The organism is Streptomyces sp. NPDC091371 (assembly GCF_040684275.1).
GTDB lineage: Bacteria > Actinomycetota > Actinomycetes > Streptomycetales > Streptomycetaceae > Streptomyces.
Window position 1 is genome coordinate 22925 of sequence record NZ_JBFBFP010000028.1, and the last position, 15025, is coordinate 37949.

14 protein-coding genes are annotated in these 15025 nt (G+C 70.7%); 6 read left to right on the top strand and 8 right to left on the bottom strand.

What is annotated here, in order from left to right; genetic code table 11:
* Positions 1–7: 7 nt before the first annotated feature.
* From AB0O21_RS26220 to AB0O21_RS26230, 3 genes are all read left to right on the top strand, one after another.
* The gene (locus tag AB0O21_RS26220) at positions 8–1447 is read left to right on the top strand and encodes a gamma-aminobutyraldehyde dehydrogenase (RefSeq protein ID WP_365174681.1); all 1440 of its coding nucleotides are present in this window, start codon (positions 8–10) and stop codon (positions 1445–1447) included.
* A gap of 123 nt (positions 1448–1570) precedes the next feature.
* The gene (locus AB0O21_RS26225) at positions 1571–2749 is read left to right on the top strand and encodes a spermidine/putrescine ABC transporter substrate-binding protein (RefSeq protein WP_365174683.1); all 1179 of its coding nucleotides are present in this window, start codon (positions 1571–1573) and stop codon (positions 2747–2749) included.
* A 77-nt stretch (positions 2750–2826) separates the two neighbouring features.
* The gene (locus AB0O21_RS26230) at positions 2827–3291 is read left to right on the top strand and encodes a hypothetical protein (RefSeq protein ID WP_365174686.1); all 465 of its coding nucleotides are present in this window, start codon (positions 2827–2829) and stop codon (positions 3289–3291) included.
* Here AB0O21_RS26230 and AB0O21_RS26235 read toward each other — a convergent pair whose 3' ends face one another.
* The 5 genes from AB0O21_RS26235 to AB0O21_RS26255 all read right to left on the bottom strand — a co-directional run bounded on the left by AB0O21_RS26235 (position 3292) and on the right by AB0O21_RS26255 (position 8196).
* The gene (locus AB0O21_RS26235) at positions 3292–4479 is read right to left on the bottom strand and encodes a serine hydrolase domain-containing protein (RefSeq protein ID WP_365174688.1); all 1188 of its coding nucleotides are present in this window, start codon (positions 4477–4479) and stop codon (positions 3292–3294) included.
* A 146-nt stretch (positions 4480–4625) separates the two neighbouring features.
* The gene (locus AB0O21_RS26240; protein ID WP_365174690.1) at positions 4626–5297 is read right to left on the bottom strand and encodes a response regulator transcription factor; all 672 of its coding nucleotides are present in this window, start codon (positions 5295–5297) and stop codon (positions 4626–4628) included.
* Complete coding sequence (locus AB0O21_RS26245; RefSeq protein WP_365174830.1) at positions 5294–6373, bottom strand: histidine kinase; 1080 nt, start codon at positions 6371–6373, stop codon at positions 5294–5296. The genes AB0O21_RS26240 and AB0O21_RS26245 overlap by 4 nt, the downstream gene beginning before the upstream one ends.
* Before the next feature lie 86 nt (positions 6374–6459).
* Positions 6460–7149 carry a glycerophosphodiester phosphodiesterase gene (locus tag AB0O21_RS26250; RefSeq protein WP_365174693.1) on the bottom strand — a complete coding sequence of 230 codons (690 nt, stop codon included), beginning with the start codon at positions 7147–7149 and terminating at the stop codon, positions 6460–6462.
* Between the two features lie 21 nt (positions 7150–7170).
* Positions 7171–8196 (bottom strand): adenosine deaminase, encoded by a 1026-nt coding sequence (locus AB0O21_RS26255; protein WP_365174695.1) that lies wholly within the window; start codon positions 8194–8196, stop codon positions 7171–7173.
* 109 nt (positions 8197–8305) lie between these two features.
* Here AB0O21_RS26255 and AB0O21_RS26260 point away from each other — a divergent pair, with 109 nt between their 5' ends.
* Entirely contained in the window at positions 8306–8971 is a 666-nt protein-coding gene (locus tag AB0O21_RS26260; RefSeq protein ID WP_365174697.1) for a hypothetical protein, read from the top strand.
* Positions 8972–8978: 7 nt separating this feature from the next.
* Here the strand turns inward: AB0O21_RS26260 and AB0O21_RS26265 are convergent, their stop codons facing one another.
* From AB0O21_RS26265 to AB0O21_RS26275, 3 genes are all read right to left on the bottom strand, one after another.
* The gene (locus AB0O21_RS26265) at positions 8979–10568 is read right to left on the bottom strand and encodes a TROVE domain-containing protein (protein ID WP_365174699.1); all 1590 of its coding nucleotides are present in this window, start codon (positions 10566–10568) and stop codon (positions 8979–8981) included.
* Between the two features lie 424 nt (positions 10569–10992).
* Positions 10993–11424, bottom strand: coding sequence for an NUDIX hydrolase (locus AB0O21_RS26270; RefSeq protein ID WP_365174702.1), 432 nt, complete (start codon positions 11422–11424; stop codon positions 10993–10995).
* The gene (locus tag AB0O21_RS26275; RefSeq protein WP_365174704.1) at positions 11421–11975 is read right to left on the bottom strand and encodes an NADAR family protein; all 555 of its coding nucleotides are present in this window, start codon (positions 11973–11975) and stop codon (positions 11421–11423) included. The genes AB0O21_RS26270 and AB0O21_RS26275 overlap by 4 nt, the downstream gene beginning before the upstream one ends.
* A gap of 194 nt (positions 11976–12169) precedes the next feature.
* Between AB0O21_RS26275 and AB0O21_RS26280 the strand changes: the two genes are divergently transcribed.
* Both AB0O21_RS26280 and AB0O21_RS26285 read left to right on the top strand, forming a co-directional pair.
* Positions 12170–13684, top strand: a complete 1515-nt coding sequence (locus AB0O21_RS26280; RefSeq protein ID WP_365174832.1) for a gamma-aminobutyraldehyde dehydrogenase — start codon at positions 12170–12172, stop codon at positions 13682–13684.
* A gap of 47 nt (positions 13685–13731) precedes the next feature.
* Positions 13732–14982 carry a spermidine/putrescine ABC transporter substrate-binding protein gene (locus tag AB0O21_RS26285; protein WP_365174706.1) on the top strand — a complete coding sequence of 417 codons (1251 nt, stop codon included), beginning with the start codon at positions 13732–13734 and terminating at the stop codon, positions 14980–14982.
* The last annotated feature ends 43 nt before the right edge of the window (positions 14983–15025 follow it).

A 15025-nucleotide genomic window follows, 5' to 3' on the forward strand; every position in this document is an offset into this window, starting at 1 on the left:
GGCTGTAGTGACCACCGAACTGCGTCGTCTGCGCAACTACATCGGCGGGGAGTTCAAGGACGCCGCCGACGGGCGGACCACCGAGGTGGTCAACCCGTCCACCGGCGAGGCCTTCGCGACGGCCCCGCTCTCGGGGCAGGCCGACGTCGACGCGGCCATGGCCGCCGCCGCGGCGGCCTTCCCGGGCTGGCGTGACACCACGCCGTCGGAGCGCCAGAAGGCGCTGCTGAAGATCGCGGACGCCTTCGAGGCGCGCGCGGACGAGCTCGTCGCCGCCGAGTCGGAGAACACCGGCAAGCCGCTGGGCCTCACGGCAAGCGAGGAGCTGCCGCCGATGGTGGACCAGATCCGCTTCTTCGCGGGTGCCGCCCGACTGCTGGAAGGCCGTTCGGCCGGCGAGTACATGGACGGGATGACCTCGATCATCCGCCGTGAGCCGGTCGGCGTCGTCGCCCAGGTCGCGCCGTGGAACTACCCGATGATGATGGCCGTGTGGAAGTTCGCCCCGGCCATCGCCGCGGGCAACACCGTGGTGCTCAAGCCCTCGGACACCACTCCGGCCTCCACCGTCCTGATGGCGGAGATCATCGACTCGATCCTGCCCAAGGGCGTCTTCAACGTCGTCTGCGGCGACCGCGAGACCGGCAAGGCCATGGTCGAGCACGACACCCCGGCGATGGCCTCCATCACCGGTTCGGTGCGCGCGGGCATGCAGGTCGCCGAGAGCGCCTCGAAGGACGTCAAGCGCGTCCACCTGGAGCTCGGCGGCAAGGCTCCGGCCGTCGTCTTCGAGGACGCCGACATCGCCAAGGCCGCCGAGGACATCGCGGTCGCGGGTTACTTCAACGCGGGCCAGGACTGCACCGCCGCCTGTCGCGTGCTCGTGCACGAGTCGATCCACGACGAGTTCGTGACCGCGCTCGCCAAGGCCGCCGCCGACACCAAGACCGGCCAGCCGGACGACGAGGACGTGCTGTACGGCCCGCTGAACAACCCGAACCAGCTCAAGCAGGTCGCGGGCTTCATCGAGCGCCTCCCCGCCCACGCCAAGGTCGAGGCGGGCGGCCACCAGGTCGGCGAGAAGGGCTACTTCTACGCCCCGACCGTGGTCTCCGGCCTCAAGCAGGACGACGAGATCATCCAGAACGAGGTCTTCGGCCCCGTCATCACCGTCCAGTCCTTCTCGGACGAGTCCCAGGCCGTGGAGTACGCGAACGGCGTCGAGTTCGCCCTCGCCTCCTCCGTATGGACCAAGGACCACGGCCGCGCGATGCGGATGTCCAAGAACCTCGACTTCGGCTGCGTGTGGATCAACACCCACATCCCGCTCGTCGCCGAGATGCCGCACGGCGGCTTCAAGAAGTCCGGCTACGGCAAGGACCTCTCCGCCTACGGCTTCGAGGACTACACGCGCATCAAGCACGTCATGACCTCGCTCGACGGCTGATCAGTAGCTGGTCAGCGGTTGGTCGGCGGCATCCGCCGCATTGATCACAGCACAGCGCTGAAGGGGCGGGCGGTAGACAACATGTCTATTGCCCGCCCTTTTGCGTTGGCTCAGGCTTTGGCCATGCCTCGACTCGACTTCTCCCGCCGCGACGCGCTGCGCGGCCTCGGTGCCGCGGGCCTGCTCGCCGCCCTCGCCGGCTGCGGCGTGCCCGCCGCGTATGTTCCGGAGGAACAGCGCGCGGGCGCGGACCGCTCCCAGCGGGAGCAGAGCGTGGTCTTCTCCAACTGGCCGCTCTACATCGACGCCGATGACGATGAGGGGGAGAGCCGGCCGACCCTCGATGCCTTCTCGGAGCGGACCGGCATCGCGGTCCGCTACTCCGAGGAGATCAACGACAACGACGAGTTCTTCGGCAAGATCAGCCCCGCCCTGATGAACCGCCAGGAGACCGGCCACGACCTGGTCGTGGTCAGCGACTGGATGGCCGCCCGCTTCGTCCACCTGGGCTGGGCCCAGAAGATGGACCGCTCGGCCCAGTCCAACGTGGCCAGGAACCTGGACCCGCAGCTGCGTTCCCCGGCCTTCGACGAAGGCCGGCTGCACACCGTCCCCTGGCAGTCGGGGATCACGGGCATCGCCTACAACCGCAAGGCCCTGGGCCGGGAGATCAAATCGGTCAAGGACCTGTGGAGCCCGGATCTCGCGGGCAGGGTGACCCTCTTCTCCGGCCTCGACGAGTCCTTCTCCCTGCTGATGCAGGGCAACGGGGTGGACGTCACCCGCTGGACCGAATCCGACTTCCACCGGGTCTGCGACCAGGTCGAGGAACGGGTGCGCACGAAGCACATCCGCCGCTTCACCGGCAACGACTACACCTCCGACCTCAGCAAGGGCGACGTACTGGCCTGCCAGGCCTACTCGGGTGATGCCATCCAGCTCCAGGCCGACAACCCGGACATCGAGTTCGTGGTCCCCGAGGAGGGCGGTGAACTCTGGGCGGAGAGCCTGCTCGTCCCCAACCTCGCCCGCCACAAGGCCAATGCCGAGGCGCTGATCGACCACTACTACGACCCGGAGGTGGCCGCGGCGCTCGCCGCCTCCGTCAACTACGTCTGCCCGGTCCCGGCCGCCCGCGAGGTCCTGGCCGGCTCCGACGACAAGGAGACCGCCGAACTGGCCGAGAACCCGCTGATCTTCCCCGACGACGAGATGCGCAAGAGGCTGGTCGTCGCGCGCGACATCTCCGCGGCCGAGCGCCGCTCCTTCGCGAAGCGCTGGAACGCGATCGTCGGACTCTGACCACGCTCCACCAACGAGATTGAACGCGTTCAGAGATTTGGCTGAACGTGTTCAATTCCAGGTGTACGCTTCCTTCCATGAGCGAGAGAAGCGCCCTTCAGCGGCGTATCCGTGTCTGGCTGGCCCTGTTCCTCATCTGCCTGGTGCTGAGCGGACTCACCGCCTTCCCACTGGTGAGCGAGCTGCGTTGGGCCAATGCCCTGGTGGACAACGAATGGCTCCGCCGGGTGGGCGACGGGTTGGAGCGGGCCGATGCCGAGTACCCCTTCCTCCTCTACGGCACCGACTGGCTCGCCTTCGCCCACCTCGTCATCGCCGTCTTCTTCTACGGCGTCCACCGCGACCCGGTCCGCAACATCTGGATCGTCGAAGCCGGCATGATCGCCTGCGCCGGCGTGATCCCGCTGGCCCTGATCTGCGGACCGATCCGGGGGATACCCGTCTGGTGGAGCGTCATCGACATATCGTTCGGCGTCTTCGGAGTGATCCCGCTGCTGGTGCTCCGCCGCATGATCAAGCGCCTTGAGGCGATGCCCGAGTAGCTACTTGGCGAAGGCCGCCATGATGATGCCGAGCGCCACCGGGTTCATGTCCTCGCCCTTCGCGTTCGTGGAGTTGACCGAGTAGACCACCGTGCGGGAGAGGTCCCGGGTCGCGCCTATCGCGGTGTTGTAACCGTGCCGGCCGCCCGTCTTGCCCCACGCCACCGTGCCGTCCGGCAGGACGAGCTTCGCCAGCCCGGCCGTCAGCGTCGCGGCCTTCCCGTTGGTGAAGTTCTTCACCAACGGCACCGTGAACATCTCCTCCAGCTGCGCCTTCGGCACGATCCGCCCGCTGAACAGGGCGACGGTGAAACGCTCCAGGTCGGCCGTGGTCGAGATGATGTCCCCCGCCGCCCACCGGTCCGAGGAGTTCCACTCGGTCACGTCCCGCAGCTCCCGCGAACCGTCCGGCCGCGGTATCGCCTGGTAGCCCCGGTTGTGCGGACCGTGGATCTTCGTCTGCGTCCGGGCGGGGAACGAGGTCTGACGCAGCCCCAGCGGCTTGAGGATCCGCCGCGCGACCGCCTCCTCGTACGTCGTGCCCGTCACCTTCTCGATGAGCACGCCCAGCACCGTGTAGTTGATGTTGAGGTAGTGCTGGGCCGCGCCCGGGGCGAACTCCGGCTTCTTCGCGAAGGCGTTGGCCAGCTGGTCGTGCGGATCGGTCACGTCGAATCGGTGCTCCCACTGGGCCTCGAACGACTCGCCCGGGCCGTCCGCCGCCGGTATGCCGCTGGTGTAGTTGAGCAGCTGCCGGACGGTGACGGCGCCGTAGGCATCGGGGACCGTCCCGGGCAGGTACCACTGGGCCGGCCTGTCCAGATCCACCCGGCCCTCGGCCGCCAGCTGGAGCACCACGGCCGAGGTGAAGGCCTTGGTCACCGAACCGGCTCGGAACCGGCCCTGGTCGACGGCCTCCCGCCCGGTGACGACGTCCGCGACACCGGAACTGCCCCGCCAGCTGCCGCTCGTACCGCCCACCCGCACCAGCGCGGCCGTCGCGTCCTTGTGCTCCGCGCCGAGACCGGCGATCGCACGCTCCAGCGCCGCCGCGTTCGGCGGGGTCGAGACGATCGGCGCGGCGACCCCCGCGGAGACGGGCACCGGAGCGGCGTGCGCGACGACCGGTCCGGACGCGATGCCCAGGACCAGGGCGGCGGCGATCAGTGTGCGCGTACGAGCCTTCATGATGGGATCCCCCTCAGAGTTCACCGGGCCACCGCGGCCCGATGACTCAATGCTGCAGGTCAGAGGGGTGGTTGAGGATCACCACTGAGAGGGGTCTTTGCCAGTACGACAACTCACCGGCCAGAGGGATACGACACGCCGTCCCCTCACCCCGCAGAGGGAGTACCCGCAGCGATCAGGCCCGTCTCGTACGCGCAGATCACCGCCTGGATCCGGTCCCGCAGCCCCAGCTTCGCCAGCACGTTCCCCACGTGCGACTTCACCGTGTGCTCGCTCACCACCAGCGCCGCCGCGATCTCCGCGTTCGACAGCCCCCGGCCCAGGTGCAGCAGCGTCTCCCGCTCCCGCGCCGTCAGCACCTCCAGCCGGTCCGCCGGAAGCGAGGGAGCGCGCACCGTCGCCGCCGTGTACTCCTCGATCAGCCGCCGCGCCACCGAAGGCGCCAGCAGGGACTCGCCCGCCGCCACCACCCGTACCGCGTGCACCAGATCGTCCCGCCGCACGTCCTTCAGCAGGAAGCCGCTCGCCCCCGCGTGCAGCGCCTCGTACACGTACTCGTCCGAGTCGAAGGTCGTCAGCATCACCGTGCGGCACGCGCTCTCGGCGGAGATCGTCCGGCACGCCTCGATCCCGTCCAGTACCGGCATCCGGATGTCCAGCAGCGCCACATCGGGCGCGAGCCGGCGCACCGCCTCCACCGCCGCCGCGCCGTCCCCGACCTCCGCGACCACCTCGATGTCGTCCTGGACGTCCAGGATCATCGCGAACCCGCTGCGCACCAGCTCCTGGTCGTCGGCGACCACCACACGGATCGTCAAGTCCCCACCTCCTGCGGCGAGGTTACAAGGACCACCCGCACCGCATAGCCGCGCCCGTCCGGCCCCGGCCCGGTCTGCGCGGTCCCGCCGTGTGCCGCCGCCCGCTCGCGGATGCCGATCAGCCCGTGCCCGCCCGAGGAAGAGCCGCCGGGCCCCCGCCCGTCGTCCGTGACCGTCACAGTGAGGGACTCGGCCCCGTACTCCAGGCGTACGTCCACCGCCGAGGCCCCGGCGTGCTTGACCACGTTGGTCAGGGCCTCCTGCACCACCCGGTGCACCGTCGCCTCCAGCGCGGCCGGCAGCTCGCGCACCGAGCCCGTCCGCTCGTATGACACCCGCGGCCCGCTTGCCCGTACCCGCTCCAGCAGCTCCCGCAGCTCGGCGACGCCCGGCTGCGGGCTCCGCGGCGAGGCCTCGGCGGTGCGCAGCACGCCCAGCATCGCGCGCAGCTGGGCCATCGCGTCCCGGCCCGTCTCCGCGATCGCCTCAAAGGCCGCCTCGGCCCGCTCGGGAGCCCGGCGCACGGCCACCGGCCCGGCCTCGGCTTGCACGATCATGATGCTGACCGCGTGCGAGAGGATGTCGTGCATCTCCCGCGCGATCCTGGCCCGTTCACGCGCGGCGGCCTGCTCCGCCTCGATCCGGTTGGCCCGCTCCAGCTCGGCGGCGCGGGCTTCGACGGCCTCGGTGTAGGCCTGCCGCGTGTACTGGAGCCGCCCCAGGGCGTACGCCGCCGCCGAGACGAACAGCGTGAACAGCAGCTCCCGCGCCGTCCCCGTCTTCCAGCCCACCGACAGGGCGACCGCTGCCACGGTGGCCAGCCCCACAGCCACGCGGACCCGGGGGGCGCACTGCAGGGCGACCGTGTAGAAGGCGATGAGGCCCGCGTACGGCAGCGGCTGGCCCGGCCCGTCGAGAGCGACCTTGTAGACCCCGCCGATGAGGACGATCGCCGCGAGTACGGCCACCGGCGCCCGGCGCCGCCAGATCAGCGGCACCACGGCGAGCGTGGTCATCCCGTACGAGCCCCAGGTCGCGGCGGGCAGTTCGGGGGAGCGGGGCACGACGAACGGCATGGTGACGGCCAGCTGCACCAGCAGGGTCAGGCCCAGGTCCTGCAGGCGCGGATCGGCGCCGCGGATCCCGTCCCGGAAGGCACGTATCACCGGCCGAGTTCGGCGCGCACCGCGGCCAGCGCGTCCACCCGGTTCGTGGTGATGGAGTCGACGCCGGCCTTCATGAGCGCCTTCATCGTCATCTTGGTGTCCGCGGTCCACGCCGACACCAGCAGCCCGTCCCGGTGCAGGGCGTCGTTGAGTTCCCGGCTCACCAGCCCGAAGCGGTAGTTGAGCCAGCGCGGCGCCACCGCGTCGATCAGCACCCGGCGCGGAGGCGACAGCGTGGTCCAGGTCAGCGCGATCTCCGCACCCGGATCGGCGGCGCGGACCGCCAGCATCGTGTTGGGGCCCGCGCAGTAGTACGTGCGCTCGCGCGCCCCGCACTCGTGGACCTGGCCCACGACCGTGCGCACCGACTCCGCGGTGGCGCCCGGCAGGTCGATCATCAGCCGGCCGGCCCCGGCCTCCATCAGCGCCTCGCGCAGGGTCGGGATCCCGCCCCCGGTGAGCTCCCGCAACTGCGGGGCCGTGACGGCGTCCAGGCGCACGTCATGGCCCCACAGCCGCTGGAGCGTTTCGTCGTGCAGCAGGACCGGCACCCCGTCACGGGTCAGCCGGACGTCGATCTCGACCGCGTCCGCGCCGCGCGCGAAGGCGGAGCGGATCGAGGCCAGGGTGTTCTCACGGACACGGTAGGGATCGCCGCGGTGGCCGACGGCAGTCAAGGTGCGCATGGCCCCATTGTCGACGGGACGTCAGCGCGCGAGCCAGGCGGAGGTGTACGTGTCGATCTCCGTGCTGAGCTTCCGCTTGCCGGCCTCGTCCAGGAAGGAGGCCTCTACGGCGTTCTTGGCGAGCTGCGCGAGCCCCCGCTCGTCCAGGTCGAGGAGGCGGGCGGCCACCGCGTACTCGTTGTTGAGGTCGGAGCCGAACATCGGCGGGTCGTCGCTGTTGATGCTGACGAGCACGCCCGCCGCCACCATCTCCTTGACCGGGTGCTCGTCGAGGTCGGCCACCGCGCGCGTGGCGATGTTGGAGGTCGGGCAGACCTCCAGCGCGATGCGGTGCTCGGCGAGGTACGCGAGGAGCTCCGGGTCCTGGGTGGCGCTCGTGCCGTGGCCGATGCGCTCGGCGCCCAGCTCGCGGATGGCGTCCCAGATGGTCTCGGGGCCGGTGGTTTCGCCGGCGTGCGGCACGCTGCGCAGGCCGGCCGCCCGGGCCGCGTCGAAGTACGGCTTGAACTGCGGGCGCGGGACGCCGATCTCGGGGCCGCCGAGGCCGAAGGAGACCAGGCCCTCGGGGCGCAGGTCGACGGCGAGGCGGGCGGTTTCGGCGGCGGCTTCCAGGCCGGCCTCGCCGGGGATGTCGAAGCACCAGCGAAGGATGACGCCGAGCTCAGCCTCGGCGGCCTTGCGGGCGTCCTCGATGGCCTCCATGAAGGCCTTCTCGTCGATGCCGCGGCGGGTGGAGGAGTACGGGGTGATGGTCAGCTCGGCGTAGCGGATGTTCTGGCGGGCCATGTCGCGGGCGACCTCGAAGGTCAGCAGCCGGACGTCCTCGGGGGTGCGGATGAGGTCCACGACCGACAGGTAGACCTCGATGAAGTGCGCGAAGTCGGTGAAGGTGAAGTAGTCGGCGAGCGCCTCGGGGTCGGATGGGACCTTCGAGTCGGGGTGCCGGGAGGCGAGCTCGGCGACGATGCGCGGAGACGCCGAGCCGACGTGGTGGACGTGGAGTTCCGCCTTGGGCAGCCCCGCGATGAAGGGGTGCAGGTCGGTCATGGGGATGCCTCCGGAGAACGCTGGTGCGGGCAGGTCTGGATTCATCGTAGGCAGACCGGTGACTGTCGGTGGCTGCGCTTAGCATGGCCGTACGAGAGGGGGGCGCCGCATGACCGAGAACAGTCCCGAGCCGCGGGACCCGTGGGCGCCGCCGGAGCGGCCGGCGGTGGACCTGGGCAAGCCGCACGGCACGCCGGGGGCGCAGGCGGTACCGGGGGAGCACGGCGTGCCGGGCCCGCCGTCCGTGCACGACCAGCCGACGGTGATCGAGATGCCGGGGGCCGAGACCACTCCGACCGTGCCGGTGTCCGGGCCCGCGTCCGCCGCGTACGGGCACCCGGCCCAGCCCGGACCGGGCGCCCACGCCTATCCCGGTCCGGCGCCCGCCCAGCCGACGTACGGGTACCCGGGCCAGCCCGGATACCCGGGCTACGCCGCGTACCAGCCCTACGGGATGCCGAAGAACAACGGCTTCGGCATCACCGCCCTCGTCCTCGGCATCCTCGCCGTCGTCGGCTGCATCACGAGCTTCATAGCCGTGGGCCTCGGCATCGGGGCCGTGGTCTTCGGCGCCCTGGGCAAGGGCAAGGCGAACCGCGGCGAGGCCGACAACGGTGGGATGGCGCTGGCCGGCATCATCCTCGGCGCCATCGGCATCGTCCTCGGCGGCCTCATGCTCGTGATGATGTTCGTCTTGCGGGACCTGGGCCCGCTCGACGACAACTCCCCGTACGAGAGCCCGTACTCGAACTCCCAGAACCACGAGAAGGTCTGACCGGTCCTTACGCGGCCCACGGCCAGTCGGCGTCCCGGCCCGCCTCGATCAGGGACACCATGCGGAAGGCCCCGTCGGTGAGCCCGCCGAAGGTGTGCCGGTTCCCCGCGCCGGACGGCGCGTGGCCCACCCGGTAGCCGGCCAGGTTCCAGGTGTACACCGGGACCGTGCTCGGCACCTGCTGCGTCGGGTCGCCGCCGTAGCCGTACGAGGCGGCCTGCTCGTCGGTGACGATCAGCACCCGGTCGTGGCCCCGGTAGTGCTCCTTCACGGCCTGGGCCGTGTTGGTCCCACCGAGGTCCCCGAAGCGCTCCAGCACTTTGAGCACGGACTCGCCCCGCGTGTACGGGACCACCGCGCTGTTCGTGCCGAACTGCACCAGGTCGGCGTCCTCGGCCCGCAGCGCCAGCGCCGCCCCGAAGACGGCCGCCGCGTCCGCCCGGTTGAGCTCGGAGCGGTCCGAGAGCCGGGACCACATCGACCCGGAGCGGTCGACGAGCACCAGCGTCCGGCCGGGCAGCGCCGGTACGTTGGCCAGCGAGTGCCCGAGCGCCCGCTCCAGCGGGTACGCCCAGCGCAGCGACGGGGCGTGCTGGTAGGCGGCCAGGTAGCGGAAGGGGAACTGCCGGGACCGGGCGACGACCTCCGGGTCGGAGATCTTCGCCGCGACGCCCGCGGCCACCGCGTCCGAGACCCCGGCCTGGTCGAAGTTGCGCAGGTTGCGCAGCAGGGCCATCGCGCCCATGGACGGGATGACCGCCTCCCAGGCGGCCGCGTCCATCGGCCCCTGCAGCCATCCGGCGAGGGCCTCCCAGGTCATGCCCGCCTCCGCGAGGCGCTCCGCGCCGTCCGGGCCGAGGACCACACCGCGCCGCTCCGCCACCGGCAGCTCCATCAGTGCCCGGTGCGCGGCGAGGATGCGGTTGCCCGCAGGGAGCTCCGCGGCCTCCGGGTTGTGCCGGCGGTCGAGGGCGTGCCGGAACAGCTCGCCCTGCCAGGGCTTGGCCGGGTCGGGGGAGGCGTGCACGAGGTTGAGTACGTCACCGAAGCGGTAGGCCTTGGAGGCCGTGTCGTACTTCAGCAGGGAGGTGGCGGAGTAGAGCCGGCGGACCGCGTCGGCGATACCGCGCTTGACGGGCTTGGGCACGTTGCGCCCGTGCGCGGCCGTCCAGTACGCGAGCAGTTCGCCCGGCTCGTCGGGGCGCTGCAGCACCGAGTCCACGACCTGGCGGTTCGAAGGCCCGTCGGTGGCGCCCGCGTCGAGGCGCGCCTTGACGTACTCGGCGGCGCCGACCAGCGACGCCGTCCGCATGTTCGCGTCCCCGCGGAGCCAGCGCAGCAGGCCCGCGGTCCACGCGGGGTCCTCGACGGCGAGCCGGCGCACGAGCGCGGCGAAGCGGTCGTCGCGGTCGCCGCCGCTCTCGTAGAAGGTGCGCTGCGTCACGAAGTTGGCGACGGCGAGCAGGAACAGCTCGGAGCGCGGATCGCGCTCGTACCCGGGGCCGCCCTCGCGGGTGCGGGCGCCGCGGGTCGAGCGTACGGGCGACGCGGGCGCGACGGGCGCCGCCTTGGGCCGGCGCAGGTTGAAGCGAGCCATGGTGAATCCCCCCGAATTCAAAGGAAAGCGGGGGAGGCGTGACGTGAGGGATGCCCGAGGTCGAAGGCGGCGACGGACTGTTGTCGACCGCTCTATCCGACTGAGCTACCGGCCGTGGCCGGGCGGGACTCGAACCCGCGACCTGGCGATCCGGAAGTAGCCGTCGCCTGCGCACCGGGCATCCCCCACGCGTGCCTCCCGAGATCAAGGTGGCTGCGGCCTTGGATTCTTTGCAAAAGAAGGAGCCGCTGCCTGCGCACCGGGAGGTGCGTGACGTAGGTGTCCAGAGGTCGAAGTCGGCGAAACCACAAGGTGCTCTGCCGGCTGAGCTACACCGGCCGAAGCCGGTGACGGGACTCGAACCCGCGACCGCCCGATTATGAGTCGAAGTAGGTCTCGCCTTCGCACCTGGACGAGGATCACGTTAGGCGCCGGGGCCGGGATCCACCACGCAATTACTCAGCAGCGTCGGCACCATGACCGACTCCCCGTCCGTGCCGCGCGACAGCGGGACCCAGATCAGCCCCACCATCCGCGGGCAGTCGCACTCCAGGTCCGCGTCGACCCCGAGCACCGGCTCGCCGGGCGCCACCTCCACACGGAAGCAGGAGGTCCAGCCCGACGGGTACGGAGCCTCGTACGCGGACCGCACGTCCAGGGCGCGCAGCCCCACCTCCTCCGCCACCTCCCGCCGGACGGCGTCCTCGGGCTCCTCGCCCGGCTCCAGGCCGCCGCCCGGCAGTGTCCAGTACTCCGGCCCGTCGTGCCGGCCCGCGGGCCCCAGGCCGCGCTCGCGCACCATGAGCACGCAGCCGTCCCGGATGATCACGGCGGCGACCCGGCGCCGGTCCGTCACGCCTCGCCCCGCAGGAGCCGCTCGCGGGCCTCCATCAGGGCGAAGCCCAGCAGGTTCAGCCCCCGCCAGCGCGCCGGGTCCTGGGCGCGCTCGTCATCGGCCGCGAGCCCGATGCCCCAGATCCGGTCCATAGGGCTGGCCTCGACGAGCACCCGGTTCCCGGTGCCGAGGAGGTACGAGCGCAGCGCCGGGTCGGAGGAGAACTTGTGCACGCTGCCCTCCACCACGATCCCGTACCGCTCGCGCTCCCATATCGCGTTGTCGAAGCCGCGGACGAGCCGCCCGGCCTTCTTCGCCTCGGCCGGGGTCTTCGCCTCCAGGGCCGCACGCTCCGCATCCGGATCCCCGAACAGCCGGGCCTTCCCGGCCATCATCCAGTGCTCCGCCGTGGCATAGCGGACGTCACCCACAGTGAATTCGGAGGGCCACCACTGACTCAGACAGCTCGGACCGAGGCTCCCGTCCGGCCTCGGACGGTGTCCCCAGAAAGGCAGGAACTTGACCCGTTCACCACGGCTGACCTGCTCGGTCAGCTTGTCGATCATCTCCATGCACGCGAGTCTGACAGTCGCCACTGACACTTCGTACGGGATTTCGGGCGTGCCTCGACACATGGTCGACCGATTCCGTCGCGTAATCAAAAGGCAACAACGGAATCACTTGGCCGAGTGGTTCTCCTCTGTCAGGATCGGCACTCAATTCGAGCTGTAGCTCGAACTGTAGCTACGGAGAGCGTGAGAGCGTGATGGGCAACCGCTTCCAGGTCAAAGACCGCTTCGCAGACGGCGCGCAGTACATCGACGGGCAGCTGAGAGCCGGGACCTCCGGCCAGTCACACACCGTGGTCGACCCCGCCACCGGCGACGAGGTCCTCACCTACGAGCTGGCGAGCACGGCGGACGTCGACGAGGCCGTCGCCGCCGCCAAGCGGGCCTTCCCGGCCTGGTCCGGCGCCACCCCGGGCGCGCGCTCGGACGCGCTGCACCGGCTGGCCGCCGTCCTGGCCGAGCAGGCCGAGGACTTCGCGTACGCCGAGTCCCTCCAGTGCGGCAAGCCGATCCGGCTGACCACGGAGTTCGACGTGCCGGGGACCATCGACAACACGGCCTTCTTCGCGGGCGCGGCGCGCCACCTCCAGGGGCAGGCGGCGGCCGAGTACTCCGGGGACCACACCTCCTACGTACGCCGCGAGGCGATCGGGGTCGTGGGCTCCATCGCGCCCTGGAACTATCCGCTCCAGATGGCCGCCTGGAAGATCCTCCCGGCGGTCGCCGCGGGCAACACCATCGTCCTCAAGCCGGCCGAGCTCACCCCGCTGACCTCTCTGATGTTCGCGCAGGCGGCCAAGGAGGCGGGCCTGCCCGACGGCGTGATCAACATCGTCACCGGCGCCGGCCGCACGGCCGGGGAGCACCTGGTCGGCCACCCGGACGTGGTCATGACCTCCTTCACCGGCTCCACCGCCGTCGGCAAGCGGGTCGCCGAGGTCGCCACCGCCACGGTGAAGCGGCTCCACCTGGAGCTCGGCGGCAAGGCGCCCTTCGTGGTCTTCGACGACGCCGACGTGGAGGCCGCCGCGAACGGCGCCGTGGCCGCCTCCCTCATCAACACCGGCCAGGACTGCACGGCCGCGACCCGTGCCTACGTCCAGCGGCCGCTGCACGACGCCTTCGTCGCCCGGGTCGCCGAGCTGATGGAGACCGTCCGCCTCGGCGACCCCTTCGCCGCCACCACCGACCTCGGCCCGCTGGTCTCCCACGCCCAGCGCGACCGCGTCGCCGGTTTCGTCGAGCGGGCCCGCGACTACGCCACCGTCGTGACCGGCGGCGAGATCCCCGGAGGGGACCTGGCCGAGGGTGCGTACTACCGGCCCACCCTGATCACCGGCGCCGCCCAGGACAGCGAAGTGGTCCAGTCCGAGATCTTCGGCCCGGTCCTCGTCGTCCTGCCCTTCGACACCGACGACGAGGGCATCGCGCTGGCCAACGACACCCCGTACGGGCTCGCCGCCTCCGCCTGGAGCCGCGACCTGTACCGGGCGAACCGGGCCACCCGTGAGATCCAGGCGGGCTGCGTCTGGGTCAACGACCACATTCCGATCATCAGCGAAATGCCCCACGGCGGCTACAAGGCCAGTGGTTTCGGCAAGGACATGTCCGTCTACTCCTTCGAGGAGTACACGCAGGTCAAGCACGTGATGTTCGACAACACGGCGGTTGCCGCGAAGGACTGGCACCGCACGATCTTCGGGGACCGATAAGAGATCACCGCCCGACCAGCGGTACACCTCCCGAAAGGGCACAGCGCATGGAGCAGTTCGAGCCCGACCGCCTCTCGGAGGCGCAACTCGCCGCGATGCGGCGCAGCCTCACCAGCGGGCGCGGCGCCCTCACCCGCCGTTCGCTGCTGCGCGCCTCCGGCGTCGGAGCACTCACCCTCGGCGGCCTGTCCACCCTCGCCGCGTGCGGGATCCCGCCCGCCAAGCGCGAGGGGAACGCGGCAGTGGCGTCCGACGACCACTCGGCACAGGAGAAGGAGATCAACTTCTCCAACTGGACCGAGTACATGGACACCAGCGAGGACGAGAAGTCCCGTCCCACCCTGGAGGAGTTCACCAAGCGGACCGGGATCGAGGTCAAGTACACCGAGGACATCAACGACAACGTCGAGTTCTTCGGCAAGATCAAGCCGCAGCTCGCGGCCGGCCAGGACACCGGCCGCGACCTGATCGTGGTCACGGACTGGCTGGCCGCCCGCATCATCCGCCTCGGCTGGGCGCAGAGGCTGGACCCCTCGCACCTCCCACACGCCTTCGCCAACCTGTCCCCGCAGTTCCGCAGCCCCGACTGGGACCCGGGACGGGCGTACAGCTACCCCTGGACCGGCATCTCCACCGTCATCGCCTACAACGAGAAGGCGACGGGCGGAAAGAAGGTCGACTCGGTCACCCAGATGCTCGACGACCCCACCCTCAAGGGCCGCGTCGGCTTCCTCACCGAGATGCGCGACAGCGTCGGCATGACCATGCTCGACCAGGGCAAGGACCCGGCGAACTTCACCGACGCCGACTTCGACGCGGCCATCGGCCGGCTCCAGAAGGGCGTGGACACCAAGCAGATCCGCCGCTTCACCGGCAACGACTACACCTCGGACCTGGACAAGGGCGACCTCGCCGCCTGCCTCGCCTGGGCGGGCGACGTCATCCAGCTCCAGGCCGACAACCCGGACATCAAGTTCGCGATCCCCGCCGCCGGTTACATCACCTCCAGCGACAACCTGCTGGTCCCGGCCAAGGCCCGGCACAAGGCCAACGCGGAGAAGCTCATCGACTACTACTACGAGCTGCCCGTCGCCGCCCAACTGGCCGCCTACATCAGCTACGTGTGCCCCGTCGAGGGGGTCAAGGACGAACTCGCGAAGATCGACCCCGAGCTCGCCGACAACCCGCTGATCGTCCCGGACAAGGCGATGACCGCCAAGTCCCATCCCTTCCGCTCCCTCACCAGCGAGGAAGAGACGGCCTACGAGGAGAAGTTCGCCAAGCTGATCGGCGCGTAGCCGTACGCGCACGCCGCGACCCCCCCTCGTCCTCTTCGCCCCA